This is a genomic window from Agrobacterium sp. FDAARGOS_525 (assembly GCF_003938925.1).
Lineage (GTDB): Bacteria > Pseudomonadota > Alphaproteobacteria > Rhizobiales > Rhizobiaceae > Agrobacterium > Agrobacterium pusense.
This window is the reverse complement of record NZ_RKIU01000004.1, coordinates 1,127,295-1,152,633: the sequence shown is the minus strand read 5'-3', so window position 1 is coordinate 1,152,633 and position 25,339 is coordinate 1,127,295. Positions and strand designations below refer to the sequence as shown.

At 58.1% G+C, this 25,339-nt stretch carries 20 protein-coding genes and 1 pseudogene; 12 read left to right on the top strand and 9 right to left on the bottom strand.

Translation table 11 applies throughout. The annotated features are described in order from the left end of the window. Nucleotides 1-27 precede the first annotated feature (27 nt). Nucleotides 28-423, bottom strand: coding sequence for a RidA family protein (locus EGT36_RS21710; RefSeq protein ID WP_037090367.1), 396 nt, complete (start codon nucleotides 421-423; stop codon nucleotides 28-30). A gap of 323 nt (nucleotides 424-746) precedes the next feature. After that, nucleotides 747-2,130: pseudogene (locus EGT36_RS21705) on the bottom strand (FAD/NAD(P)-binding protein). A gap of 417 nt (nucleotides 2,131-2,547) precedes the next feature. Between EGT36_RS21705 and repA the strand changes: the two are divergent. The 6 genes from repA (at nucleotide 2,548) to EGT36_RS21675 (ending at nucleotide 8,488) form a co-directional block, all read left to right on the top strand. Next, nucleotides 2,548-3,762, top strand: coding sequence for a plasmid partitioning protein RepA (repA, locus tag EGT36_RS21700; protein ID WP_022563274.1), 1,215 nt, complete (start codon nucleotides 2,548-2,550; stop codon nucleotides 3,760-3,762). Beyond that, nucleotides 3,759-4,772: a plasmid partitioning protein RepB gene (gene repB, locus EGT36_RS21695; protein WP_037090369.1), complete on the top strand. Its 1,014-nt coding sequence runs from the start codon at nucleotides 3,759-3,761 to the stop codon at nucleotides 4,770-4,772. The genes repA and repB overlap by 4 nt, the downstream gene beginning before the upstream one ends. Nucleotides 4,773-4,957: 185 nt before the next feature. Continuing rightward, on the top strand, nucleotides 4,958-6,235 hold the full coding sequence (gene repC, locus EGT36_RS21690; RefSeq protein ID WP_125271438.1) for a plasmid replication protein RepC: 1,278 nt from the start codon (nucleotides 4,958-4,960) through the stop codon (nucleotides 6,233-6,235). A 452-nt stretch (nucleotides 6,236-6,687) separates the two neighbouring features. Further along, the gene (locus tag EGT36_RS21685) at nucleotides 6,688-6,900 is read left to right on the top strand and encodes a hypothetical protein (RefSeq protein ID WP_003584900.1); all 213 of its coding nucleotides are present in this window, start codon (nucleotides 6,688-6,690) and stop codon (nucleotides 6,898-6,900) included. Nucleotides 6,901-6,965: 65 nt separating this feature from the next. Continuing rightward, on the top strand, nucleotides 6,966-7,250 hold the full coding sequence (locus tag EGT36_RS21680) for a hypothetical protein (RefSeq protein WP_037090372.1): 285 nt from the start codon (nucleotides 6,966-6,968) through the stop codon (nucleotides 7,248-7,250). A 38-nt stretch (nucleotides 7,251-7,288) separates the two neighbouring features. Further along, nucleotides 7,289-8,488: a low temperature requirement protein A gene (locus EGT36_RS21675; protein ID WP_037090373.1), complete on the top strand. Its 1,200-nt coding sequence runs from the start codon at nucleotides 7,289-7,291 to the stop codon at nucleotides 8,486-8,488. A 10-nt stretch (nucleotides 8,489-8,498) separates the two neighbouring features. On the opposite strand, the gene EGT36_RS21670 is transcribed toward EGT36_RS21675, so the two are convergent. Beyond that, nucleotides 8,499-9,968, bottom strand: coding sequence for a glycosyl transferase family protein (locus EGT36_RS21670; protein WP_037090375.1), 1,470 nt, complete (start codon nucleotides 9,966-9,968; stop codon nucleotides 8,499-8,501). Nucleotides 9,969-10,116: 148 nt separating this feature from the next. On the opposite strand from EGT36_RS21670, the gene EGT36_RS21665 reads away from it, so the two are divergent. Both EGT36_RS21665 and soxR read left to right on the top strand, forming a co-directional pair. After that, nucleotides 10,117-12,222 carry a TonB-dependent receptor plug domain-containing protein gene (locus tag EGT36_RS21665; RefSeq protein WP_035207322.1) on the top strand — a complete coding sequence of 702 codons (2,106 nt, stop codon included), beginning with the start codon at nucleotides 10,117-10,119 and terminating at the stop codon, nucleotides 12,220-12,222. A 155-nt stretch (nucleotides 12,223-12,377) separates the two neighbouring features. Beyond that, entirely contained in the window at nucleotides 12,378-12,833 is a 456-nt protein-coding gene (soxR, locus tag EGT36_RS21660) for a redox-sensitive transcriptional activator SoxR (protein ID WP_003584914.1), read from the top strand. A gap of 30 nt (nucleotides 12,834-12,863) precedes the next feature. Here soxR and amyA read toward each other — a convergent pair whose 3' ends face one another. The 6 genes from amyA to EGT36_RS21630 all read right to left on the bottom strand — a co-directional run bounded on the left by amyA (nucleotide 12,864) and on the right by EGT36_RS21630 (nucleotide 20,672). Further along, on the bottom strand, nucleotides 12,864-14,351 hold the full coding sequence (gene amyA, locus EGT36_RS21655) for an alpha-amylase (RefSeq protein ID WP_037090378.1): 1,488 nt from the start codon (nucleotides 14,349-14,351) through the stop codon (nucleotides 12,864-12,866). A 111-nt stretch (nucleotides 14,352-14,462) separates the two neighbouring features. Continuing rightward, nucleotides 14,463-16,193, bottom strand: coding sequence for an acetyl/propionyl/methylcrotonyl-CoA carboxylase subunit alpha (locus tag EGT36_RS21650; protein WP_125271067.1), 1,731 nt, complete (start codon nucleotides 16,191-16,193; stop codon nucleotides 14,463-14,465). Nucleotides 16,194-16,210: 17 nt separating this feature from the next. Further along, nucleotides 16,211-17,800, bottom strand: coding sequence for a 5-oxoprolinase subunit B/C family protein (locus EGT36_RS21645; protein ID WP_125271066.1), 1,590 nt, complete (start codon nucleotides 17,798-17,800; stop codon nucleotides 16,211-16,213). Nucleotides 17,801-17,807: 7 nt separating this feature from the next. Next, nucleotides 17,808-18,617 carry a putative hydro-lyase gene (locus EGT36_RS21640; RefSeq protein WP_125271065.1) on the bottom strand — a complete coding sequence of 270 codons (810 nt, stop codon included), beginning with the start codon at nucleotides 18,615-18,617 and terminating at the stop codon, nucleotides 17,808-17,810. A gap of 11 nt (nucleotides 18,618-18,628) precedes the next feature. Beyond that, nucleotides 18,629-19,396, bottom strand: coding sequence for a LamB/YcsF family protein (locus tag EGT36_RS21635; protein WP_003505845.1), 768 nt, complete (start codon nucleotides 19,394-19,396; stop codon nucleotides 18,629-18,631). 19 nt (nucleotides 19,397-19,415) lie between these two features. Then, entirely contained in the window at nucleotides 19,416-20,672 is a 1,257-nt protein-coding gene (locus EGT36_RS21630; RefSeq protein WP_037090387.1) for an NRAMP family divalent metal transporter, read from the bottom strand. Nucleotides 20,673-20,938: 266 nt separating this feature from the next. Here EGT36_RS21630 and EGT36_RS21625 point away from each other — a divergent pair, with 266 nt between their 5' ends. The 4 genes from EGT36_RS21625 to EGT36_RS21610 all read left to right on the top strand — a co-directional run bounded on the left by EGT36_RS21625 (nucleotide 20,939) and on the right by EGT36_RS21610 (nucleotide 25,287). After that, the gene (locus tag EGT36_RS21625) at nucleotides 20,939-21,604 is read left to right on the top strand and encodes a GntR family transcriptional regulator (protein ID WP_004437233.1); all 666 of its coding nucleotides are present in this window, start codon (nucleotides 20,939-20,941) and stop codon (nucleotides 21,602-21,604) included. Between the two features lie 99 nt (nucleotides 21,605-21,703). Further along, nucleotides 21,704-22,291, top strand: coding sequence for an ANTAR domain-containing response regulator (locus EGT36_RS21620; protein ID WP_125271064.1), 588 nt, complete (start codon nucleotides 21,704-21,706; stop codon nucleotides 22,289-22,291). Nucleotides 22,292-22,324: 33 nt separating this feature from the next. Next, a complete protein-coding gene (locus EGT36_RS21615; protein WP_125271063.1) occupies nucleotides 22,325-23,620 on the top strand; it encodes a CmpA/NrtA family ABC transporter substrate-binding protein in 1,296 nt (431 codons plus the stop codon). A 374-nt stretch (nucleotides 23,621-23,994) separates the two neighbouring features. After that, nucleotides 23,995-25,287 (top strand): CmpA/NrtA family ABC transporter substrate-binding protein, encoded by a 1,293-nt coding sequence (locus EGT36_RS21610; RefSeq protein WP_037090391.1) that lies wholly within the window; start codon nucleotides 23,995-23,997, stop codon nucleotides 25,285-25,287. Nucleotides 25,288-25,339 lie beyond the last annotated feature (52 nt).

Here is a 25,339-nt window from a genome sequence, read left to right as displayed (position 1 = left end):
GCTCTCTAAGCAAAAAAAATCAGATACTTAAGCCAAAGGCTTATAAGCGATAACGTCCATTTCCACCTTGGCGTCAACCATCAGCGGGGATTGTACGGTTGAGCGTGCAGGCGGATGATCGATGAAATGTTTCTGGAACACGGCGTTAAAACTGGAGAAATCCCTGGCGTCATCCAGCCAGACATTCACCTTCACCACATCGGCAAGCGTACAATCAGCCAGCGCCAGGACATCCTTGAGATTGGCCACCACCTGCTCGGTCTGAGCGACGATACCGCCAGTCACCACTTCGCCGTCAATGGTGGGCACCTGTCCGGACACATAGACGAAATCACCGGCCCGGACGGCCTTGGCGAAGGGCCGACGCTGCCCACCGGCCTGGCTATCCGCGGTCTCGAACCGCACCAACTTATTTTTATCCATTCGAGCCTCGCAAATTATTTTCATGATGTTCAATTTTTCTTGCATTTATAGCCGGTTTAACGACGATACTCCATAACCCATGTAAATTATTTAGCAAATGGTGAGATTCGTTCGCTTTTCGCGACATTTTTTGAATGTTGCGGATACTTACTTAACGGCCGGCGATTTTTCGCCACGCGTCGAATATGACCTATTGCATCCAGGCCAAAGAGCGTCATCCACGCGATGACCGTGACTCAACCGACGAGTTTGCCGCGGCAAACTACGCAGTATAAATGAGGAGGCCGGAGAGTCCGGCACCATTGTTGGGTCCGCAACAGGCATCAGCCTTGCGCGGATATGAGGCGCTTACCGATCACTCTGTCAGTGATGAAATGCGCTATATCACGAGCCTGGATCCGTATATCCGGAACGGCGGTAATTCCCAGAACCGGCCTGCCGTCAGCGCGCCGACGGCGAAGAGACCTGGCCATACCTGGCCATCCGTGGAAGCAGCCGGGAATCGCCGTCGACCTCGACACCAAGGCCAAAGGAATCGAGCCGAAGCACCCCGTCAGATCGCATGCTTTCCAGAAGGCGAGAGTGGCCGATACCCGCGCGTTCCATGCCGGTGCAATTGATGACCCAATCGACCTGCAGTTCCTTAATCATCTGTGTATGCCGAACGCGATAACGAATGGAGATGCTCTCCTCCTGTTCATCGATCGCCTGGAGATAACCCGCGTGGATAGTGAGAACGCCGTCTGACAACAGCCTGTCAAAGGCGTCATGCACCTCAGGCGCGATGCGATGTCTATGGATATTCCACCAAGGCAGCGCATGCCGCAAAAACCTTGCGCGTTGCTGTGAGCTGAGGCTCTGCCATAGCGATTGTGTTTTTGGCCGTAAACCGTCCATAACCGAGCGCCATGGCGCCCCGTTGGTCACCTGTTGACGGAGAGATCGTAATAGCTCGCTTATCTCAGTAGAACTTTCAGGCAGACGCGGAGCGCTCGGCGGCACAGGCGGACTAACATGCGGATGCGGAATGAGCCCGCGGCGGGACAGGACATGGATCGGGCCCCGGTGACCTTTTCCGCGCAGCGTCAACACCTGATCGATCATCGTGAGGCCGGAACCAAGGATACAGATACGATCCCCGCTCTTCACCCGGGACAACCATCCCGGCTGCCAGCAGTGGCTCACCACGCGCTGCACGCCCTCTTCACGTTTTGCGACAGTTTGCACCGGCAAACTTGCAGCACCAACGCCGAGACACAGAACGACATTGCGTGCCTGCAATGTCTCGCCGTTTTCCAGGGTGAAGGTAAAGCCGCCTTGTGATTCGGGCCGGCAAGCGGATGCCTTCGCCCGAATAAAATCCACACGCGCCCGCTGTTCCCGGCTTCTGAGAAGACTGGCGAGCCGGTCCCGCAAATAGAGCCCATAATCGCCCCTCGACGCGAATAGAAGGGGATCGTTTCCCAGCCCGTTCTGCGCCAACCATTCGACAAAATCGTCCGGGCGGTCCGGGAAGACGCTCATACGCCCCGCGGGCACATTCAGCCGATGATAGGGTAGTTCCGTGCGATAGGCGGTTCCGCGGCCAAAATCCGACTCGTCACCAACGATGGCAATCGACGCCCCCGCTGGCAGTGATGACAGGAGATGGGCTGCTGTACAAATGGCCGAGAAACCCGAACCGACTAGAGCGACGTCATAGGACATTCAATCCTCCAACCAAAGACAATGGATTGCCCGGCAACCAGCGTGAGGCATCCCATACTCTAGTCATGCAGTAGAGATTAACCAGCTGCGAATGTCCACCCTTGAATTTCCCAACTGCCCCGCCCTAGCGGCAAGATAGCGAAAGTTAGCCGCGGCAAACTTCCGGCCCCCCTGCTGTCATAACTCAAGCCGAGGGAGCGAGGGAGCGAGGGGAAAAACGAGGCCAAGTTAGCCGCGGCAAACCAGAAAACGCCAAGAAGGGAAAAGTGATTCTTCCACAATGCTTTAGCGGCATCTCTGTACATGAGAAAAAAGCCTATTGCGCCAAAAAGAGAATCGGCGCTTATATCTCAGTTGCGGAAAAAACCGCCTTTTTCGAAAAAAACCGCTACTGCAATTTCGAGCGAAAGAAGACCGATGACACAGAGTGCCGATTTAAGACGTGCCGCAGGAGCACCTGACCTGACGAGTCTTATACAACAGCATTCGGCTGCGTTGTCAGCCCAGTTGCAGGCGCATAACGCAAATACATTTTCCCCCCATACCGAAAAGAGCATGCGGCATTTCTCTCCGGCGGAGACCGCAAAGCTAATCGGCATTGGCGAAGCCTATCTGCGCCAGATCGCTTCCGAGTTGCCTGAGCTTGATGCCGCGCAGGTATCCGGGCGTCGCTCCTATTCCGTAGAAGACATGCGCGATATCAGGGGTTTTCTGGACCAGGGTGCGCGTGGCACACGCCGCTACCTGCCCCACCGCCGGGAGGGCGAAGAGTTACAGGTCATCGCCGTCATGAATTTCAAGGGCGGTTCGGGAAAGACAACCACCTCTGCCCATCTGGCGCAATATCTGGCACTACGTGGCTATCGGGTTCTTGCCATCGATCTCGACCCCCAGGCCAGCCTTTCCGCGCTTTTTGGTCACCAGCCCGAGATTGATGTCGGGCCGAACGAGACGCTTTATGGCGCGATCCGTTATGACGATGAACGCCGCCCCATCGCCGAGATTGTCCGTGGCACTTATATTCCCGATCTCCACATTGTTCCTGGCAATCTGGAACTTATGGAGTTCGAACACGATACTCCGCGTGCGCTGATGCGCCGTGCACCGGGTGACACGCTGTTTTTCGCCCGTATCGGCCAGGCGATCGCCCAAGCGCAAAATTTCTACGACGTTGTCGTCATCGATTGCCCACCGCAACTCGGTTATCTGACGCTTTCGGCTCTGACAGCGGCGACATCGGTGCTCGTCACCGTCCATCCGCAGATGCTTGACGTGATGTCCATGAACCAGTTCCTCGCCATGACCGGCGACCTTCTGGCAGAAATTGGCCGGGCCGGTGCTCGGTCGGATTATAACTGGATGCGTTACCTGATCACCCGTTTCGAACCGAGCGACGGGCCGCAGAACCAGATGGTCGCTTTCCTGCGATCGATCTTTGGTGAAAACGTCCTCAATCATCCGATGCTGAAAAGCACGGCGGTCTCGGACGCTGGATTGACCAACCAGACGCTCTTCGAAGTGGAGAGGACGCAATTCACCCGGTCGACCTATGATCGCGCGCTGGAAGCCATGAACAATGTGAACGCTGAAATCGAAGGACTGATTAAAAAAGCGTGGGGTAGGGCAGCATGAGCAGAAAACAAATCTTCGCAAATCTTGGCACACCGGGTACCGACAACAACGATACCACGCCGGAGCGTTCGCGACCCCGTATCAGGCCTATCCTCGGCTCCCCTGAGCTGGTGACGGATGTTTTGAACTCCCCCGTCGGTATGATCGGTCAATCGCTGAATGAAGTCTCGGAGCGCGCCAAACGGGCGGAAGCCATTGAAAAGCAGCTCGCCGAAGGACTGACGATTGTCTCTCTCGACCCCGCGGATATCGATCCCTCCTTCATACCGGATCGTATGCCCGCTTCCGAAGAGGCCGATGCCGGTCTGGTGGAGGCAATTCGTGAGCAGGGGCAGCAGGTGCCGATTCTCGTGCGTCCGCATCCCGATTTCCCGGGCCGTTATCAGGTCGCCTTCGGTCATCGCCGCCTTCGCGCCGTTTCAAGTCTTGGAATTCCGGTCAAGGCCGTTGTGCGGGATCTCAGCGATGAGCAGCTGGTGGTGGCCCAGGGCCAGGAAAATAACGAACGCCGCGACCTGACCTATATCGAGAAAGCGCGCTTTGCGCAGAAACTGCAGATGCGGTTCCCTCGAGACACGATCATGGCGGCGATGTCGCTTCACAAGGGCGATCTGTCCAATATGCTTTCGGTCGTTGGACGCATTCCAGAGGATCTGGTCGATCTCATAGGCCCCGCACCCACTGTCGGCCGCCGCAACTGGATGGATCTAGCCGACCAGCTTTCCTCCTCACAGGTCAAGGAGGCGGCCCGCGCATATGTCAGCGAACCGGCGGTTGCCTCGCTTCCTTCCGAAGAACGCTTCAAGGCGCTTCTGGACTTTTTGAAGCCAAAGGCACAGGCCAAGAAAACCGGCGTATGGTCTTCGGATACGGGCCGTCGCCTGGCGAAAGTGGTCGAGAGCGACCGGAAGCTGGATATATCGATCGACAAGAACGAAGCACCGGAATTTGCCGAATTCGTTCTGGAACATCTTCAGACGCTGTTTGCCGAGTATCGGTCCAAGCAGTGATTTCTAACCCGAACGACTAACAGGAGACGCATCACAAAAGAAAAAAGCCCCCGAACGTTGCCGCGCGGAAGCCTTTCTTTGATTTAAGCACCCGAAGAATCTCATTTCCGCGAATCATAGTCAAGAGTCTTGGCATCGAATTTTTCGGTGAGCGATTTTCTTTTGCCTTGTGAAAGGTGAAAGACATGGACAGCACATGTGTAACGACGCCCTTTGGGCGGCGAGCGATGTCGTTTGGCGTGCTCGCAACCCAGTTTGCCGCGCAGAAAAACAAAAAATGCGAAGCAGTCGACAAATGGAAACTCTATCGGTCCGTCTGTGAAGCAAGACCGCTGCTCGGCGTGACCGATCGCTCGCTTGCCGTTCTGAACGCGCTCCTGAGCTTTTATCCCAAAAATGAGCTTTCCAGCGAAGCCGGATTGGTGGTGTTTCCATCCAATACGCAGTTGTCGCTCAGGGCACATGGCATGGCGGAACAGACATTGCGCCGGCATCTTTCGGCTCTTGTCGAAGCCGGCCTCATCATCCGCAAAGACAGCCCGAATGGGAAACGTTACGCACGGAAGCACAAGGGTGGCGAGATCAGCGAAGCCTACGGGTTCTCACTCGCACCGCTTCTTGCTCGTAAAACGGAAATAGAGGAACTGGCCGAACGCATCATTCGCGAACGGCTCGATCTTCAACGGCTTCGCGAGACGATCAGCCTCTGCCGGCGGGACATCCAGAAACTCTGCGAAATGATTGCTGCCAGCGGCAAGATCGAGATCTTTGACGGGTTTCAGGCCCGCTACAACGACATCGCGCGGGCTCTAGGGCGCAATTCGAAGACAGCTGAACTCAAGGAAATCGCCGGTTTTCTGGCTTCACTCCGCACAGAAGTGACCAACTATCTGGAAAATCTTGAAAAATCGGAAAATTTGAGCGGCAATGACTGCCAAAATGAGCGCCTCATAAAGAATTCAGAATCCGAATCCATATCTGAACCGCAGGAATTGGAGGATGCCGCGCCGGTTCGAACTGCTGCAACAATCGCGTCCGCATCCGCAGATGCCGCGGTCACTGGTGTCACACCTCCAAAGCCAACACCCAGGAACGATCTTCATAAGCAATTTTTTGTTCCTGATATTGTTTTGGTTTTGAAAGCGTGCCCGGATATCTCACTCTATGCACCCGGAGGTGCGGTGACTGGCTGGAGAGATATGGAGGTGGCAACTTCCGTCATCAGAACCATGTTCAGCATCAGCCAGTCGGCCTATCAGGATGCTTTGGCCACCTTCGGGAGGCAGGGAACAGCGGCCATCCTCGCTTGCCTGTTGCAGAAGGCTGATCAAATCAGTTCACTTGGCGGATATCTGCGCAATCTCACACGTAAGGCCCAGGAAGGCAGTTTCGATCTCCAGGCCATGCTCATGGCGCAACTGCGTGGCCGGACAGACAAGCAGGAGGCGGGAACGAGATCATGAGGGCGTGATGAGCGGAGCGGCGGCAGCTTGCGAAAAAACGGCTATGCGGTTAGATTCTTGCTGTTCACGCAAACACCAAAAGATTCGTTGGAACGAAGCTGCTAAAAACACTTTGTGTCCAATCGGGGCTTCCCATGGTTAATGCACAGTGACGAAAGTTAAGTCCAATTTAGCTTTCGTTTGCGCGTTTCCGCGATTGGTTTCAATTGCTTGAGTCTGGAGCGTTTTAAATGCGAAGTAGCCGTCTCACCGCCTTCCAGCGTCAGTTAGATGGCGACGGGGCCGGGATGAAAATCGTACGGTGAACATCAGGCTGTGGATGTTCGGGCAGAAGTTCCTCCCTCGAAAAAGTTCCGCGATATGTCGCCAATCCGCGCTACCTTGGCGCCGACGAATTGAACTTTCGCTGGCACTGCGCGTTCCAGTCCATGGTTTAACGGAACGCCACGCTCATGACATTTCCGGATGATATAGAACTGGCCGTCGCCCTTTACATGGCGGATAAAGCTATGCCCCGACATATTGCGATTGCAGAGCTCGTGAAATCGGTCCTCGAAGACACCGGCTATCTCCCAGGGGGCGAGGGGCGGCCGCCTGAAGTCGTCGATGGGCAATCGAGCGGTGATTACGTGCAATACCGCACTTACCTTGACGGCGATACCTGAAGCTGCGCGGAACAAATGCAGGTGATGGCTGTTATTGGCGCAGATAAAAGCGTCAGGGAATTTCGATGTTACCCAAGCCCCTCTTTCTCGCCGCCGGCCTCGTTTGCGTAATGGTCGTGCCGGTATTTTCCCAGTCCCTGAAAATCAGCCGGCTGGAAGATAAAAAAGACGGTAACGCAGCGGTTTCATCGGCGCCTTCCGCCCAAAGTTACATTATTGATGTCTCCGGAAAAACGGTGCGGCTGGTGGGACCGCAGTTCCTTCCCGACAGGGCGCGTGGGCTGGAATTCCCCGGCCGCGGGTCAGATCATAACAATACCGGGGCTGAAACCCACGTCTTGCGACAGTGAGGGATTGCGATGATCTATGCTCCGCAAACGGAAGCAGAATGAGAACAGGAACCCAGATTTCCCGACGGGCGCCGAGGGCAGAAAGCTGGATCCGGCATGACGGCCAGGAGACGGGAAAGGCAACATTTCCTGAACTGTTCTTTGATCTGGTTTTCGTTTTCGCTCTTATTCAGTTATCCCATTCTCTGGCGAAGGACTTTGGGCCAACGGCGGTGCTGGAAGCCGGCATCCTGATATTGTCCCTGTGGTGGCTGTGGATACACACCACCTGGATCACCAATCTGCTGAATACTGAGAAAGAACCGGTCAGGATTTTGCTCTTCGTGCTGATGTTTGGCGGTGTACTGCTGGCCATCGCCTTGCCGGAAGCCTTTGCCGAACAGGGCCTGGTTTTCGCGCTGATCTACAGCGTCATGCAGATTGGTCGAAGCCTGTTTGCTCTCTATGCCTTCAGGGGTGAAGACCGGCAGTCGTTTCTGGTGTTCGTGAGGGTGACGATCTGGCTGGCCATTTCGAGCCTGTTCTGGTTGGCAGGCGGATTTTGCGATCTGGGGGAACGCATTCTCCTGTGGGGCATGGCCCTCGCAATCGAGTATGCCGGTCCGGCCTGCCGCTATGTTGTCCCCGGCTTGCGTTCTCGCGATGACGACAGTCTGCATCTTTCCGGAGAGCATCTGGCGGAACGTTGCGCCCTGTTTGTCATCATCTGTCTGGGGGAAACAATTCTGACCACCGGCCGGACGGCAACCGAATATATGAACTCCGGGCTGACGTTTGTCGTTTTCTGCTCCGCCTTCATCAGCACCGTCGCGATGTGGTGGATCTATTTCCATCACGGACAGGCGGAAGCCTCCAGGAAAGCCGAGAACGCCGACGAGAAGGCGAAGATCGCCCATAATCTCTTCAATTACGGACATTTGCCAATCGTCGCCGGTATCATTCTGACGGCGGTGGGAGAGGATTTCAGCCTGTCCCATGCCCACGAGGCCGCAACGATAAGGGAGGCCATCGCAATCGTCGGTGGTCCCGTCCTCTTTCTGGCAGGCAATATCGGTGTCAAGATCGCCGCGACCTATCAGCGCCCCGTCTCGCATTTTGCGGGCGTGGCAGCGCTCTGCCTATTGTTGCCGGTGCCGGGCATTCCGCTATTCATCCTGCAGCTGGCCAGCACGGGTATTCTGCTGCTTGTCGCTCTGTGGGAATATCTGGCTCTGAAAAAGTCAGTCGCCACGGCGTGATCTCGAATGCTCAGACGCTGACCAGATTGCGCGTCCTCTCGTTCCAGAGCTTGAGGCTTTTCGCGTAAGCTTCGTCAAAGGAAAGCCCCATGTCATTGACGAGCATCAACGCGGCGGCGGCGGTGGATATGATGATGGTTTCCGCCCTTTCGTCTTTCGCGGCTCCCGTCCAGACTGCACGCCAATATTCGAAGGTGGTAAACATGGTTGGCATTTCGGCAGGCGGTGCTTCGCGGGCGGGGACCAGGACCTCCACGTCCCTTCCGCTTGAAAGACCGAAAATCCGTGTGCTGCGGAATGGCGTGAACTGTGCGAAATCCCGCGTGTTACCGAGTATGGCGAGATTCTCCACGGCGAGCAGGCGGGCGGTATCGCGATGCAGCTCCTGATAGGCCGGACGGGCAAGCCCTATAATGGTGCTCCTTGCGCGCAGTGGATTGAGAAGGTGGACGACAGTATGCACCGGCAGGCGCATTTCCAGAATGCCATGGAGACTGAGCAGGCTCTGGAATTGCAGAGACAGGCCGCCCAGGGGGAGATAGGCGATCCCTTCGGATGACGTGGCCTCGGCCGCCTGCGAAAGCGAATGGCAAAGGGGAATACCGCAGGCTTGTGCGGCGCGTTCAAGCTTGCCGCCATTTTCGCCCTGACCAACATGGCCGTGCAACAGCACCCTGTATCCCGCCATGGAAACGAGGCGGGCAGAATGCACGAACCATGGCGCATCGCGGTGTTTGGGGGACATATAAGCCGGCCAGTCGAGATCGACGGTGACAGGCCGGTAGCGGTCTCGCCCGACATGTCGCCACGTCGCCTGGATGAAGCCGGCCAGTTCGGCCGCCGTCACGCCGCGATAATGCATGGTGGCGAGCAGTGCCCCGATCTGTATCGGATCGGCATCCCCTTCCAGAATGATCGACAGTGCATCCGCCGCCTCCGATTGGCTGAGCGGACGGCTGTTGCCTATTCCCATCGCAGACGTTGCAATATACTTGGCGAGCCGTTCCTGTGGGGCGGAATTGTGACCGATGCGGGCGAGACGCTCGGCAATGTTTTCCGGCGTCGGCTGACCTTCAAGAAGAATGCTGGGGCGAAGGGAAAGTGGCGGTGCTTTCATCAATGCCGGCTGCTCCCAGCCGCTCTTATTGATGGTGGCCGGCGCCTCGGGTTCTTCCTGCGAATAATCGATCAGATTTTCGGCCTCTGCCGCCAGGGAGCGGATGCGCAGGCGCATGGCTTCGGCAAAGGGGGTGGGGCGCAGGCCTTGGCCGGTGCGGAGAAAGAGCTGGTCCCCGTATTTTTCCCGTAGCTGCTGCAAGATCCGGCTCATCGATGATGTTGGAAGTCCCATGCCCGCCGCGGCGCGGCTGACACTACCTTCCCGCAACAAAGCATCAAAAGCGACAAGCAGTTTCAGCTGCCCAAGCCTGTCGGGTTTTGCCGTGGAAGCCGGTCCGTCTTTTCTCTTGCTGGTTGTCATCTGGCGAATTTTTACTCCACTCATCTTAAGAGGGAGCCCTTTTTGCAATTTCTAGAATTTAGAACTGTTCGAAAACAAACCTGTTGCGCCTGCACCCCCCTCGTAAATAAGTGGGGTGAAATTCTCAAGTTAAATGCGGGGGCATAACATGGAATTGAAGTACCGGGGCTGCAAAAAGGCTTCGATGACAATAAAGACTACTTTTTCGGCAGCAATGGCGGGAACCGCGTTAAATATTGCTCTGCCCGCTTTTGCGCAGCAGGCATCCGAAAATACCACTGTTCTTGAGCAGATCGTCGTCACCGCGTCCGGTTTCGAGCAGAATGTAAAGGACGCTCCGGCCAGCATCACCGTCGTCACACGGGAGGATCTGGAAAAGGGGGCGTATCGCGACCTGACTGACGCCTTGCGCGAAGTGCAGGGCGTGTCTGTCACCGGGATCGCCAACGAAAAGGATGTTTTCATCCGCGGCTTGCCGGGCGCCTATACGTTGATCCTCGTTGACGGCAAGCGGCAGAGCACGCGCGATGCCCGCACGAACGGCAACTCCGGCTTCGAACAGAGCTTCGTGCCGCCGGTTTCGGCGATCGAACGTATCGAAGTGGTGCGCGGTCCCATGTCCTCGCTTTATGGCTCGGATGCCATGGGCGGCGTGATCAACATCATCACCCGCAAGGTCGGCGACGTCTGGTCGGGCTCCGTCACCACCGAGGGCACGGTTCAACAGCATTCGAAATTCGGCAATAGCGGCCAGGTCTCCTGGTATGCGAACGGTCCGATCCTCAAGGATCAGCTTGGTCTGCAGCTCTGGGGCAGGGGCTTCACGCGCGGCGAAGACCGCATTTTGAGCGGGACCACCGGCGCCAAGGAATATGATTTCAACGGCCGCCTGACGTTTACGCCGAACGAAGATCACGACATCTATCTCGAAGGTGGCAAGACAAGGCTGCGCCGTAGCGCCGAGCCTGGCGAATCGCTCGCGGCCAATAGCGACGGCACCTACAACATCAACACGCGTGACCACTGGTCACTCTCGCACACCGGCCGCTGGGGACCGACCACATCCGAATTCTCGTTGCAGCAGGAATGGGCGGAACGCACCAATTTCACCAGAAACATCCGAACCGGCCGCGTGACTGAAAATGCACGCTCGCCGGAGGTGCGCAATACCGTGCTCGATGGCAAGTTCACCACGCCTTTCGAGCTCTTCGGCAACCACACACTGGTCACGGGCGGCCAATATTTCGAGGCACGGCTGACGGACCAGAACCCGGGCCGCCGTACCGGCCGGGACGAGACGTTTTCGGCCACGCAATGGGCTCTATTCCTTGAGGATGAGTGGCGCATCGTCGACAATTTCGCGCTGACGGGCGGGCTTCGCCTCGATAACCATGAAAAATACGGCAATCATTTCAGCCCGCGTCTCTATGGCGTCTGGAGCGCCACGGAAGAGCTGACCATCAAGGGCGGCGTTTCCACCGGTTTCCGCGCACCGGAAATCCGTCAGATCGCGCCGGGTTATGCCTATACGACAGGTGGGGGCGGTTGCACCTATGGTCCGAGCGGCACCTGCGGTGTGATCATCGGCGATCCCAACCTCGAAGCGGAAAAAAGCACGAGCTACGAAGTGGCGGCACTTTGGGAGAATGGTGACGTCGCTCTGGGGGCCACCTATTTCTACACCGATTTCAAGGACAAGATTTCCAACGCGCTGGTGCTCAATCCCGATGGAACGCCAGTCCGCTGGAGCGAAGACCGCAACTACCGCCTCTGGTATAATTACAATATCGACGATGCGGTCATTCAGGGTGTGGAATTGACGGCGACCTGGTACGCGACGCCGGAACTGACGCTGCGCGGCAACTATACCTATACGCATTCCGAACAGAAGACCGGTGATTACCAAGGTTTTCCATTGGCGCGGACACCGGAGCATATGGCCAATCTGCGCGGCGACTGGGTGACACCGATCGATGGTCTTGAAGCCTGGGCCTCGCTGAATTACCACGGATCGGAAATCAATGCCGGCCCGCGCATCGGCACGAACGGCACGCCGGTGACGATCAACGGCAAGGCCGGTCGAAAATATGACGCCTACACCACGCTTGATATCGGCGCGAAATATGCGGTCGCCGAAAATGTCGATCTCAATGCCGCCGTCTACAACGTCTTCGACAAGGATGTCGGCACCGACGATTTCAACACCGTCATGGAAGGCCGTCGTTTCTGGATCAGCATGACAGCGAAGTTCTGATCCAGTCATAGTCGCGAAATTCGGAGGCGCCATCGAGCGCCTCTTTTTTTGACCGTTGTCTATTGACCTCAACTATGGTTGAGGAATTATACCGGCTGCTCTTCGTTGTGTTTCCGCGTTTCCGAGCGGAAATCGGTCCGGAAGCAGGAGCCAGAATGGAAAATACCATACTCAAACACAGCCTGACGGTGGGAGAGGTTGCCCGCCGCAGCGGCATCGCCGTCTCCACCATCCATTTTTACGAGGCGAAGGGATTGATCGAGGGCTGGCGCACCGCCGGCAATCAACGCCGTTATCATCGCGCCGTTCTGAGGCGCATCGCCATCATCCGCATTGCGCAGCGGGCGGGTATACAGCTGAGCATCATCAGGGACGCAATGGCCGACCTGCCGCAGGATCGGGTGGCGACAACAGCCGACTGGCGCAGGTTCTCCCAATCCTGGCGGGAAATGCTCCAGCTTCGCATCAACAACCTGATCATGCTGCGCGACCAGCTTACCGGCTGTATCGGTTGCGGGTGCCTTTCGCTGGATGATTGTCCGTTGCGCAATCCGAACGATGTTCTCGCCGATAACGGCGCAGGTCCGCGCCGCCTCGTTTCGGCAGAGTGAGCATAATTTTCGGACCGTTAGCCTTGTTGCTCACCCGGATTCGGCTGGCACCCAAACACTGACACTGCCGCCATTGGTGGGGAAGACGCCCTTGCCGCTCTCATCGAGGGTGATCTCCTCTTGACGGTGCCCGAGGAAGTCGCGCCAGACCGCCCTTGCATGATCCGGACCGAGATCGACATGCTTTTCCGCCGGTTCGCCATTCGACATCACCACGACACAGCCCGGCGCATCGGCGGTGCCATGGCGAATGAAGGCGATGCAGTTCGGGTCATCGAAAATGTCCGTCTGTACGCCATTGGCGAAACGGCTGCGCGCCTCTATGAGCTTCGGCAGGCATTCGATGGCCGGCATATCGATTTTGTACTCATTGCCGTCATTACCCGTGTCGGTATAGCTCGTGCCGAACAGATCGGGATAAAAAACGCAAGGCACGCCGTTTTCACGCAGCAATATGATCGCATAGGCGAGGGGCTTGAACCAGGGCTCCACCGGAGCCTCCAGCGATTGCAAGGGCTGGGTGTCGTGGTTATCGACAAGCGTGACGGCGTGATCGGGAACGACGGAAACAAGCGCACCATCGAAAATGCTGCGCATGTCAAAACCACCGCCCTGTTTCGACGCGTCGTGGAAGCTGTGGTGAAGGGCGACATCGAAAAGCATCAGCTGCTTGTCGACGAGTTCGAGATAGCTCTTCAAGGCCTCAAGATCGGGGTGCCAATATTCCGCTACGACGAAAAGATCGGGGTCAATAGTCTCGCGCATATGGCCGACCCAGTCGCGGAAGAACCATGCCGGAATATGTTTCGCGGCATCCAGACGGAAGCCGTCCACCTGGACCTGCTCGGAAAGCCAGCGGCCCCAATATTTGAGCTCTTCATAGACGGCCCGATTGCGAAACTCGACATCCGCGCCCATGAGATAGTCGAAATTGCCGTTTTCCTGATCGACTTCCTCGTTCCACTCACCGTCGCCATATTCGTTGACGAGCCGGAAAATGCCGTCTTCGGTCGGCTCTTCGATGTGATCGACGCCGCTGAAACATTTCTGGTCCCAGATGAATTTGGAATGCGCGCCGCCTCGGCCGGGAAAGGTGAAACGTGTATAAGCGAGTGCGGAAAAATCCTCGTCGTCGATATCCGTGCGATCGTCGGGATTGACGCGGCGAACCCGTACCTTTTCCTTCTCGTCGGCACCCATCTTGTGATTGAGAACGACGTCGTGAATGACACGGATGCCATTCTCTTTCAGCGTCTTGCCCGCATGCTCGAGGGCACCACGATCACCGTATTTGGTGGCGACGGTGCCCTTCTGGTCAAATTCGCCGAGGTCGAAGAGATCGTAGGTGTCATATCCAACCGAATAACCGCCGGCGGCGCCCTTGTAGGCGGGCGGCAGCCAGACGTCGGTGATGCCCATTTTGGCAAGGCTTTCGGCCTTCTCGGCCACCTCGCTCCATAATTTCCCTCCGTCCGGATAATACCAATGGAAGAATTGAAGCAAGGTGCGTCCGGCCATATGTCCCTCACGATGGTTAGCAGGTCGCGCCATAAACGGCCCGGTGACGAAAGGGTTCCGCCACCGGGGATGCGCGATCTGCGATTATGAGGTCGTTGCGGCGCTTCAATATTAGCCGGCTATTTCGAGCACCCTATCGCCGGCCTGAAGATAGTCGCCTTCCTTGCCGATCAGGCGGACCCTGCCGGCCCTGGTGGCGACAATCTGTGTCTCCATCTTCATTGCTTCCATGATTGCCAGGAGATCACCTTCCGAGACCGTGTCGCCATCTTTTACCTTGAAGGACTGCAAGGTGCCGGAAACGGGAGCGGTGATTTCACCCTCGTTCCTGTCGACCGCAGTGCCGGAAACGGACGCCTGGCCGCCGTTGACGCTGCCGAGGCTGGAAAGGAGAATGCTGGGCAGGCCGACCGAAACACGCTTTCCGTCAATCTCGAGATAGGTTCGTGTCATGGAAGGATCGTCGGCCGGTGCCGGGCGCTCCATGGCGTCGGGCATGGCGGCAAAATCGGTTTCGATCCAGCGGGTGTGAATCTTGAACCCATCCGTGCCGATGAAGTCGTCCGTCTCGATCGCGGCGCGATGGAACGGAAGAACGGTCGCGATACCCTCGATGCGGAATTCCTTCAGCGCGCGGCGGGCACGGCGCAGGACCTGATCTCGGTCGACACCTGTCACGATGAGCTTCGCCATCAGCGAGTCGAAGACACCAGGCACGACGGAGCCGCTGACGACACCGCTATCCATGCGAATGCCGGGACCGGACGGCGCGTCGAAAACCGAGATCGAGCCGGGCGTCGGCAGGAAGCCGCGGCCAGGGTCTTCGGCATTGATGCGGAACTCCATGGAGTGCCCGCGCGGTTCGGGCGTTTCGAGGACACGCAGCTTCTGGCCTTCGGCAATACGGAACTGTTCGATGACGAGATCGATGCCGGTGGTTTCCTCGGTGACAGGATGTTCCACCTGCAGGCGCGTATTGACCTCGAGGAAAGAAATGGTGCCGTCAACGCCGAGCAGGAACTCGACGGTGCCGGCGCCGGAATAACCGGCTGCGGCGCAGACCGCCTTGGCGGCGTCATGGATTTTTTGGCGCTGCTCATCGGACAGGAAGGGGGCGGGGGCCTCTTCGATCAGTTTCTGGTTCCGGCGTTGCAGCGAGCAGTCACGGGTGCCGAGGACAAGCACATTGCCGTGTTTATCGGCCAGAACCTGCGCCTCTATATGGCGCGGCCGGTCAAGGAAGCGCTCGAGAAAGCATTCGCCACGACCGAAGGCGGCGGTTGCTTCGCGCACGGCGGATTCGTAGAGGTCGGCGATCTCCTCCATTTTCCATGCAACTTTCAGACCTCGGCCGCCACCGCCATGGGCGGCTTTGATGGCGACGGGCAGGCCGTGTTGTTCGGCAAAAGCGATGACTTCTGTGGCAGAAGAGACCGGACCGTCGCTGCCGGCCACCAGCGGTGCGCCAACGCCGGTGGCGATGCGCCGTGCTTCGACCTTGTCGCCCAGCGCCTCGATGACATGAGGATCCGGCCCAATCCAGATCAGGCCGGCATCGATGACGGCCTTTGCGAATTCCGCGCGTTCAGAAAGGAAGCCGTAACCCGGATGGACGGCATCTGCGCCGGCGCGTTTGGCAATCGAGATCAGCTTGTTGATATCGAGATACGTCTCGGCGGGCCGCACGCCTTCCAGCGCATAGGCTTCATCCGCCAGCCGGACGAAAAGCGCGTCCTGATCGGGATCGGCATAAACGGCGACCGATTTCAGGCCGTAATCGCGACAGGCGCGGATGATGCGCACCGCGATCTCGCCGCGATTGGCAATCAGCACTTTTTTCATCGCTTTTCTCCTCGGAACTATGTGTTTTTGGCCGCGATTTCGGCAAAGGGGCCGATCGGGCGGAATTTGATTTTGGCGTTGACCGGGATCTGCCCGGCAAGATCGAGATGATATTCGGCCACTGAGCCTATAACGGGATAACCACCAGTCAGGGGGTGATCAGCAAGGAAAAGAACCGGCTGGCCGCTATGGGGAATCTGGATCGCGCCCGTTGCCGTGCCTTCGCTCGGCAACTCGGCGCTGTCCTTGCGTTCCACCGGCACGTCGCCGGCAAGGCGAATGCCGACGCGGTTCGATTGCGGGGTGACCTGCCAGAGCTGGCCGGTCAGCGTGTCGATACCCTTCAGCGTAAACCAGTCCGTTCGGGGCCCGAGAACGATATCCAGTGTCACGATCTCGCCCGTTGCCGGCGGCTCGAAAGCCGGAGCCTCGTTGATCGATACGCTGGATAGACCTGACTTTTCGCCCTTGAGCGGCAGGATGGCACCTGCACCCACTGGCTCGGGACCGACGACAGCCAGAGTATCGGTTGCAAAACTGCCGAGCACCGGCTCGACGTCGAAGCCGCCGCGCACGGCAAGATAACAGCGCATTCCCTTCGGCGGCTGGCCGAAAGTGATCACGTCACCGGCTTCAAGGGAGACCGGGCCCGGGGTTTTGGCAGCGAAACTGCGCTCTGCCGTCTTGATCGTGACGGGGCAGGGGGCGCCGGTTATGCCGATAACGGTACGGTTCGCGCTTTTGAAGGAAAAGCCGCCGAGCGTCAGTTCGAGACAGGGCGTGTTGACCGGATTGCCGACGATGCGGTTTGCGGCATTAAATGCGCCGCGATCCAGCGCGCCGGAGGCGGAGACACCCTGCCCGGTCTGGCCGAAACGGCCGAGGTCCTGAAAGATGGCTGGCATTGGCGCGGCAAGCACCTCGAAATGCGGGCCATCCTTTTTTGGTACTTTCCTGTCCGGTGCCGGAGCTGGGATATCTACCGTTCGACCGGTCTTGTCCATGTCGAAGAAACGCACACGGTAGCCCGGCTGAAACAGCGCGCCGGGGTCGCGGTCTATATCCCACATCTTCACCGGCGTCGTGCCGATGATCTGCCAGCCGCCAGGGCTGTTTTGCGGGTAGACGCCGCTGAAAGCACCGGCCAATGCTACGGAGCCGGCCGGAATACGGGTGCGCGGGCTTTGCCGGCGCGGGACATGCAGCGCGGGATCGCCTCCGACCAGATAACCAAAACCGGGAGCGAAGCCGCAGAAGGCAACGGTGAATTCGCTTTCGGTGTGCCGGCGGATAACCTCCTCGATGCTCAGGCCGGTTAGTTCGGCAACATCTGCAAGGTCTTCGCCATTATAACGGACGGGGATTTCGACAAGATTGTCCGACGGCGCGATCTTTGCCGAGAGATCGCGGCTCGCAAGCCGCGCAGCCAGCGCTTCGGAGCCGATCTTCTCGGGCCGGAACCGGATCATCAGCGTGCGGGCAGCCGGCACCGTCTCTTCTATGCCTTCGATGGGATCGTTCTGCAGCGAGGCGAAAAGCGCAAGCGTTTCATCGAGATCGGCGAGTTCGACAAGAAAGGTGGCGAGGCTGACGGGAAGAAAACGCATCATATCCTCACGCGTGGTAGGCGGAATCGGGAATATCGGTAATGAACATGTGTCCCGGCGCATGGGTAATGGCAAAGGGAACACCGGATGCCATCACGGCGGCCTGTGGGGTGACGCCGCAGGCCCAGAAGACCGGAACCTCGCCGGGTTCAATCCGCACCGCGTCGCCAAAATCGGGCTTTGCGAGATCGGTAATGCCGATCTCCTCGGGCGCACCCACATGCACGGGCGAACCATGCACCGCTGGAAAACGTCCCGAAATGGTCGCCGCATCAGCGACGCGCGACGCCGGGATCGGCCGCATGGAAACGACCATATTGCCCTTCAGCCGACCGGCCGGACGGCAGGGGCGGTTGGTGAGATACATGGGCACATTGCTCTTGTCCGTCATATGGCGGATTTCGATACCCGCCTCCACCATCGGTGTTTCGAAGGTGAAGCTGCAGCCAATGAGGAAGGCGACGAGATCGTCGCGCTCAGCCGATGCGGCGGTGGCATCAGCGGTTTCCTCAACAAGCTTGCCGTCACGCCAGATGCGATAAAGCGGCAGATCAGTCCTGAGATCGGCGCCAGGCGCCAGAAGAGTGGTCGGCGATCCGGGATCGGACACGTCGAGTACCGGGCAGGGCTTGGGATTGCGTTGCGCATAAAGCAGGAAATCGAAAGCCCAGTCGCGCGGCAGCACGATCATGTTCGCCTGCGTGAAGCCGGGCGCGATGCCGGAGGTAGGGGCGACAAGACCGCCGCGATAGGTGGCGCGGGCCTTGCGGACGGCGTCCGCGTCCGTGTGATTGAGATAGGATGTGGGTATCGTCATCGGCTATCCTTTCAGCGATTGGATGCAAAAGAGCGGATGTCGATGCCATCAGCCTCGAAGCGCCGGCGGATTTCCTGGGCGATGGCGACCGCACCGGGGCTGTCGCCATGTACACAGATGGATTGCGCCTCGATTTTTATAATACTGCCATCGATCGCCTCCAGCGTGCCTTCGCGCGCAAGCTGCACCATGCGGTCGGCAATTTTTGCCGCGTCATGTAATACGGCACCGGCTTCCCGGCGGGAAACGAGCTGGCCCTGAGGCGTATAGGCGCGATCGGCAAAAGCTTCGGCAACGACGGCAAGACCGGACTTGCGGGCGAGATCGAGGATGGGCGCGTTCGCAAGGCCCATCAACACCAGTGAAGAATCTATGGCCTTGATGCCGTCGATCACGGCCTGCCCCTGTTTCGCATCATTGGCGATGCGGTTGTAAAGTGCGCCATGCGGCTTCACGTAACGCACCGTGGTGCCCGCAGCGGCGGCAACACCCTTCAGCGCGCCTATCTGGTAGATGACATCGGCAATCAGTTCTTCCGAGGTGGCGTCCAGATCGCGGCGGCCGAAGCCGACGCGGTCAGGATAGGAGACATGGGCGCCAACGACCACGCCCTTTTCGGCAGCGGCCTTGACGGTGCGGTAGATGCCGGCCGGGTCGCCTGCGTGAAATCCGCAGGCGATGTTGGCGCTGGAAACGATGGCGAGCATCGCCTCGTCATCACCCATACGCCATGCGCCGTAACTTTCGCCAAGATCGCTGTTGAGATCGATAGCGGCCATGTTTGCCTCCCTTATTCCATCAGTAGCCGAGCAGGGCAAAGATCGCGCCCGCCGATTTATAGGCCATATACCAGGTGAGCGCGCAGGTCAGCACGCCAAGCACCAGCAGCCAGCGCGGGTAGTGGTACCCGTGCATCAGATCCGTGCGCTTCCAGGCGGCATACATGAAGATCGAAAGACCGATCGGCAGGACGAGACCGTTGAGACCGCCGACGAAGACGAGCATGGCTGCAGGCGGGGTGGTGATGATGACATAGGCAATCAGCGAAATGGCGATGAAGCCGACCGTTGCCAGATTACGCTGACGCTCCGTTATGTCAGGCTTGAAAGCTGTCAGGAATGACACGGAGGTATAGGCCGCGCCGATGATGCTGGTCATGGCCGAGGCGAGGAAGACGGCGCCGAACAGGCGGTAGCCGATATTGCCGGCGGCGGCATGGAAAGCCTGGCCGGCCGGATTCGCCGCCTTGCCGGAGAGATCGATGACCACGCCACTTGCGACAACGCCGAGGATGGCAAGGAACAGGACGTAGCGCAGGACGCCGGTGATGGCGATGCCGCTGAGCGCCGCGCGATTGACCGCGTTGATATTTTCAATGCCCACCATGCCCTTGTCCAGCAGGCGATGCGCACCGGCATAGGTGATGTAGCCGCCAACCGTGCCGCCGACGATGGTGGTGATGGTGACGAAATCGATGGTGTCTGGCAGGAAAGTCTGGCGGAAGGCTTCCGCGACCGGCGGGCCGGAAACATATGCCGCATAAACGATCAACGCCAGCTTGACAAAGGCCGCGACGAAAACCACGCGGTCCATGGCAATGCCGGCGCGGCGGGACAGGAAGATTCCGATGGCCGCCAGTGCACCGATTGCACCGCCGATCTTGGGATCGAGATCGATCATGGCGTTGAAGCCGAGGCCCGCGCCGCCAATATTGCCGATGTTGAAGAACAGGCCGCCGATAATGACGAGAATCGCAAGCAGATAACCCGAACCCGGAATAGCGGCATTGGCAATGGCCGGTGCCCGCATGCGGGTAATGGTGACGATGCGCCAGATATTGGCCTGCACGACAAAGTCGATCAGGACGGAAATGACGATGGCGAATGCGAATGCGGCGCCCAGTTTAACCGTGAAATTTGCGGTCTGTGTGATGAAGCCCGGCCCGACGGCCGACATCGACATCAAGAACATTGCCGAAAGCAAGGCATACCGTTGATTCTTCGCCTTGCGCGCAACCTCGTTAGGGTCGGCGGGCGAGAGCTTATTCTGCTCCATGGATCTTCTCCGCTCCATTTGCAATCCGCCCCTCGCGGATGCTTTATGAGACCGAGTTTGGCCTGTTCCGCGAAATTGTCAACATTGTTCAACAATAAATAATAATCGTTCTCTTATTTTGTCTATTTGTTGGACGTTATGCGCATGAATTCAGCATGTTTTTTTCGTGCTTTGCTAATGCTTTGTGCTATGGGCAGAACATGCCGTGTCCGAACATGCCTGTCACGGAATTCCCGATGCTGCATTGCTCTTAGGAAAGGAGCGCCATGACGGAAACGATAGAGGGTCTGCCGCTTGCGGATCGATTGGCCAAGGGTATTCGTACCCTGCTGATATCAGGTGAGCTGGCGCCGGGGCAGCGCCTGTCAGAGGCAGCCTTCAGTGAACGTTTCGATGTCTCCCGCAATTCGCTGCGCGAGGCATTCCGGCTTTTGACCAAGGATGGGCTTCTGCGTCATGAGGCCAATCGCGGTGTGTTCGTCGCAGTTCCCACCATGTCCTCGGTCATCGATATCTACCGGGTGCGGCGCATGGTCGAGTGCGGAGCATTACGTCAGGCCTGGCACAAGCACCCCGCTATCAAAACGATGCGGGCAGCGGTCGAGGATGCGAAGGTAAAGCGTGAGGCTGCTGATTGGCTGGGCGTGGGCAGCGCCAATATGAAATTTCATGCCGCTGTCGTTGATCTCCTCGACAGTGCCCGGATCAGCGATTTTTACGAGCGTATTGCCGCTGAACTCCGGCTGTGTTTCGGTCTTTTGAAAGATCCCGAACAGCTTCATTCTCCATTTGTCGACATGAACAGCAAGATTCTGTCACTGATGGAGGAAGGCAAGGCGCAGGAAGCGGGCGACGAGATGGACACCTATCTCAATCTTTCAGAGCGTACGGTCCTGAAAGCGCTCGAACGTGCCGTGGAACACGCCTCCTGACATAGCGGGTGGCGGCGGCGAAAGTCTCGTGCCGTACTGTTTCACTTTTGCCGATCAGGGCGATTGCCAAGTTTGCTGCGCTGCGTCATCAATGCTGGCATGACGCGTCGCGACCTGACAATTCTCGTTATCGACGAAAACGCGATCCGCGCTTCCATCATAGAGGAGGGCCTGCGCGAGGCGGGCTATCAGCGCGTTACCGTCATCCACGAGGTGAACGGGGTGGCGCGCACCATCGAGACGCTGCAGCCTGATGTCATTTTCATCGATCTTGAAAATCCCAATCGTGACATGATGGAGCATCTGTTTCAGCTCACCCGCACGGTTGGCCGGCCTATCGCCATGTTTGTCGATCGTTCCGACACCGCCTCCATCGAGGCAGCCGTCGAGGCCGGTGTCTCCGCCTATGTGGTGGACGGGTTGAAGAAAGAGCGTGTGAAACCGATTCTCGATATGGCGGTCAGCCGCTTCAATGCTTTCAGCCGCCTGCAGCGGGAGCTGGCCGATGCGAAATCGGCGCTTGAGGAGCGCAAGGTCATCGAACGCGCCAAAGGCATATTGATGAAGATGCGCGGCCTTTCCGAAGAAGAGGCCTTTGCACTTCTGCGGCAAACGGCAATGAACGAGAAAAAGAAGATTTCCGAGATCGCGCAAAGCGTGGTCACCGCGGCCGGTCTGTTGATGTGACGAAGACCAGCCGGACAGCGTGGAGTGAATAACATGGCGGCACCGGAACAAACGGCAGGACCAGACAGCGGAGCGACGAAAACCCCGGGCGCACCGGCAAGGGTCGGCGGTGACCGGCAGAAAATCCTGCGTGCTGGCTTTATACCCCTTGTTGACGCATCGGTTCTTATCGCAGCGGCCGAATTCGGCTTTGCAGAACGCGAGGGCATTACGCTCGGTCTCGTGAAAGACGTTTCCTGGGCAAATGTGCGTGACCGGCTGGCGTTCCGGCAATTCGACATTGCCCATATGCTATCGCCAATGCCCGTCGCCTCCATGCTCGGGCTCGGTTCCAACCCGTCGCCGACGATTACGCCTTTTTCACTTGGACGCGGCGGCAATGCAATCACGCTTTCAACCCGCCTGTTTGACCGCATGAAGGCCGTGACCGGACTTTCCGAAACGGCGGGAGCGCTCGAAAATGCTGAGGCGCTGAAGCGTGTGCTTGATGATATGCGTGCCCGCGGCGAGCCGCCACCGACGCTTGGTATGACCTACCCGTTTTCCTCGCATAATTACGAATTTCGCTACTGGCTTGCCGCTGGCGGCATTCACCCCGACAACGATGTCAAGCTTGTGGTCGTGCCGCCGCCGTTGACATCGGATGCGCTCGCTGCGGGAGCGATTGACGGTTTCTGCGTTGGAGCGCCGTGGAATATCGTCGCCGCCGAACGCGGTGTCGGCCGGATCGTTGCCGCCAAGCAGGATTTGTGGCCTTCCGCACCCGAAAAGGTCATCGGCATGCGGCCCGAATGGGCGGCAAACCAACAAGAAGCGGTCGGACGGCTGCTGACGGCGCTTGATGCGGCCGCGCGCTGGTGCGACCTTGCAGAAAATCACGATGAACTAAGCCGGGCCCTTGCCGATTCGCGTTACATCGGAGCGCCTGAGGCGATTATCCGTCGTGTGCTTGCCGGTGAATTCAGCATTGATAGCCGCGGGAATAGGCGCGTGATCGACAAATATTTCACCTTTCATGGCGGCCATGCGAATTATCCCCGGCAAAGTCAGGCTTTGTGGATTTACAGCCAGATGATCCGCTGGGGGCAGGCGGAATTTTCTCGCAAAGGCGTGGCGACCGCCTTGTCTTCCTACCGGCCGGATATTTACCGGGCGGTGCTGGGCGACGCCAATGCGCCTGATGATGCCGATATCCGTGTCGAAGGGCAGGAAGAGGGTGATCGTTTCGTAGATGGCCTCATATTCGATCCCGCCGACATAGAAGGCTATGTGAAGAAATTTTCAGTACGTACATCTACGGCTGTTTCTCACGCTTCCGGTGAGGCATAAACGGCCCAAGCTGGTCAAGCTGCGTAAAATTCAAGCGCGGGATTTCTCCATTTGCCCAAATGCAAGACAAGAAAATCCCTGATTAAAATTTAGTCGTAAAGCTCATCTCCTGAAATACGCCTTTCTTTTCAGGGTTATAATCTAATTTTGATAAACTGGCACGCCTTTTGCTTCTTGTTTTTCGCACCGGTCAACGGCGATCGGAGCAAGCAGGGCGCGGCATAGGCGCTTTCAAAGACACAGACGTCGCAAGGTTTTGCAGTCCGGACTTCTCCTGTCCGCAGACGCAAACACCGAGCGGCGTTTTTTTATTTTCCGGTTTTTTCGCAAGCGAAAACGTCACCTACGGGTGGCCCAATAAGGGGAACATGCGAATGAAAAAGATATTCTCCGGCGTTGTCAGCCGCCGCGCGATTTTGAAGACCACGGCCACCGCAGCCCTTGTCACTGCGGTACGCGGCGCGTTTCCCTCCGGGGCTTTCGCAGCCACCGCCGAGCCTGAGGTCAAAGGCGCAAAACTCGGCTTCATCGCACTCACCGACGCCGCACCGCTCGTTATCGCCGCGGAAAAGGGCCTCTTCGCCAAGCATGGCATGCCTGACGTCGAGGTTCTGAAGCAGGCGTCATGGGGCGCAACGCGCGACAATCTGGTGCTCGGCGGCGCTTCGAACGGGATTGACGGCGCGCATATTCTGACGCCGATGCCGTATCTGATGCATACGGGCAAGGTAACCCAGAACAATGTGCCGGTGCCGATGACAATCCTCGCCCGCCTGAACCTCGACAGCCAAGGCATCTCCGTCGCCAGGGAGTATGCAGATACCGGCGTTCAACTCGATGCCTCGAAACTGAAGGTGGCGTTCGAGAAAAAGAAGGCGGAAGGCAAGGAAATCAAGGCTGCAATGACCTTCCCCGGCGGCACGCATGATCTCTGGATTCGCTACTGGCTTGCCGCCGGCGGTATCGATCCGGACAAGGACGTCTCCACCATCGTCGTTCCGCCGCCACAGATGGTCGCCAACATGAAGGTTGGCAATATGGACGTCTTCTGTGTGGGCGAGCCGTGGAACGAGCAGTTGGTCAATCAGGGCATCGGCTTTACTGCCTGTACGACAGGCGAACTCTGGAAGCGCCATCCGGAAAAGGCGCTCGGCATGCGCGCTGACTGGGTGGAAAAGAACCCCAACGCCACCAAGGCGCTGCTGATGGCTGTTATGGAGGCACAGCAATGGTGCGACGAGATGGCGAACAAGGAGGAGATGTCCACCCTCCTTGGCAAGCGCCAGTGGTTCAACGTGCCGCCGAAGGATGTCCTTGGCCGCCTTAAGGGCAATATCAATTACGGCAACGGCCGCGTGCTGGAAAATACCGGTCTGCAGATGAAGTTCTGGCAGGACCACGCTTCCTATCCCTTCCAGAGCCATGACCGCTGGTTCATCACCGAAAATATCCGCTGGGGCAAGTTCGCGCCCGACACCGATGTGAAGGCGCTGGTTGCGAAGGTGAACCGAGAGGATATCTGGCGCGCGGCCGCCAAGGATCTCGGCGTAACCGATCTGCCCGCTTCCACCTCGCGCGGCAAGGAAACCTTCTTCGACGGCAAGGTCTTCGACCCGGAAAATCCGTCGGCCTATCTCGAAAGCCTGTCCATCAAGGCGGCCTCCTGAGGAGGAGACCCGAGCGTCGCCCTTCATCCGCCAGTTGCGCTGCCTAACCGGT

Bases quoted from the DNA above. Each gene is read 5' to 3' on its own strand.
- EGT36_RS21710 (WP_037090367.1), bottom strand. From the start codon at position 423: ATGGATAAAAATAAGTTGGTGCGGTTCGAGACCGCGGATAGCCAGGCC.
- repA (WP_022563274.1), top strand. From the start codon at position 2,548: ATGACACAGAGTGCCGATTTAAGACGTGCCGCAGGAGCACCTGACCTG.
- repB (WP_037090369.1), top strand. From the start codon at position 3,759: ATGAGCAGAAAACAAATCTTCGCAAATCTTGGCACACCGGGTACCGAC.
- repC (WP_125271438.1), top strand. From the start codon at position 4,958: ATGGACAGCACATGTGTAACGACGCCCTTTGGGCGGCGAGCGATGTCG.
- EGT36_RS21685 (WP_003584900.1), top strand. From the start codon at position 6,688: ATGACATTTCCGGATGATATAGAACTGGCCGTCGCCCTTTACATGGCG.
- EGT36_RS21680 (WP_037090372.1), top strand. From the start codon at position 6,966: ATGTTACCCAAGCCCCTCTTTCTCGCCGCCGGCCTCGTTTGCGTAATG.
- EGT36_RS21675 (WP_037090373.1), top strand. From the start codon at position 7,289: ATGAGAACAGGAACCCAGATTTCCCGACGGGCGCCGAGGGCAGAAAGC.
- EGT36_RS21670 (WP_037090375.1), bottom strand. From the start codon at position 9,968: ATGACAACCAGCAAGAGAAAAGACGGACCGGCTTCCACGGCAAAACCC.
- EGT36_RS21665 (WP_035207322.1), top strand. From the start codon at position 10,117: ATGGAATTGAAGTACCGGGGCTGCAAAAAGGCTTCGATGACAATAAAG.
- soxR (WP_003584914.1), top strand. From the start codon at position 12,378: ATGGAAAATACCATACTCAAACACAGCCTGACGGTGGGAGAGGTTGCC.
- amyA (WP_037090378.1), bottom strand. From the start codon at position 14,351: ATGGCCGGACGCACCTTGCTTCAATTCTTCCATTGGTATTATCCGGAC.
- EGT36_RS21650 (WP_125271067.1), bottom strand. From the start codon at position 16,193: ATGAAAAAAGTGCTGATTGCCAATCGCGGCGAGATCGCGGTGCGCATC.
- EGT36_RS21645 (WP_125271066.1), bottom strand. From the start codon at position 17,800: ATGCGTTTTCTTCCCGTCAGCCTCGCCACCTTTCTTGTCGAACTCGCC.
- EGT36_RS21640 (WP_125271065.1), bottom strand. From the start codon at position 18,617: ATGACGATACCCACATCCTATCTCAATCACACGGACGCGGACGCCGTC.
- EGT36_RS21635 (WP_003505845.1), bottom strand. From the start codon at position 19,396: ATGGCCGCTATCGATCTCAACAGCGATCTTGGCGAAAGTTACGGCGCA.
- EGT36_RS21630 (WP_037090387.1), bottom strand. From the start codon at position 20,672: ATGGAGCAGAATAAGCTCTCGCCCGCCGACCCTAACGAGGTTGCGCGC.
- EGT36_RS21625 (WP_004437233.1), top strand. From the start codon at position 20,939: ATGACGGAAACGATAGAGGGTCTGCCGCTTGCGGATCGATTGGCCAAG.
- EGT36_RS21620 (WP_125271064.1), top strand. From the start codon at position 21,704: ATGACGCGTCGCGACCTGACAATTCTCGTTATCGACGAAAACGCGATC.
- EGT36_RS21615 (WP_125271063.1), top strand. From the start codon at position 22,325: ATGGCGGCACCGGAACAAACGGCAGGACCAGACAGCGGAGCGACGAAA.
- EGT36_RS21610 (WP_037090391.1), top strand. From the start codon at position 23,995: ATGAAAAAGATATTCTCCGGCGTTGTCAGCCGCCGCGCGATTTTGAAG.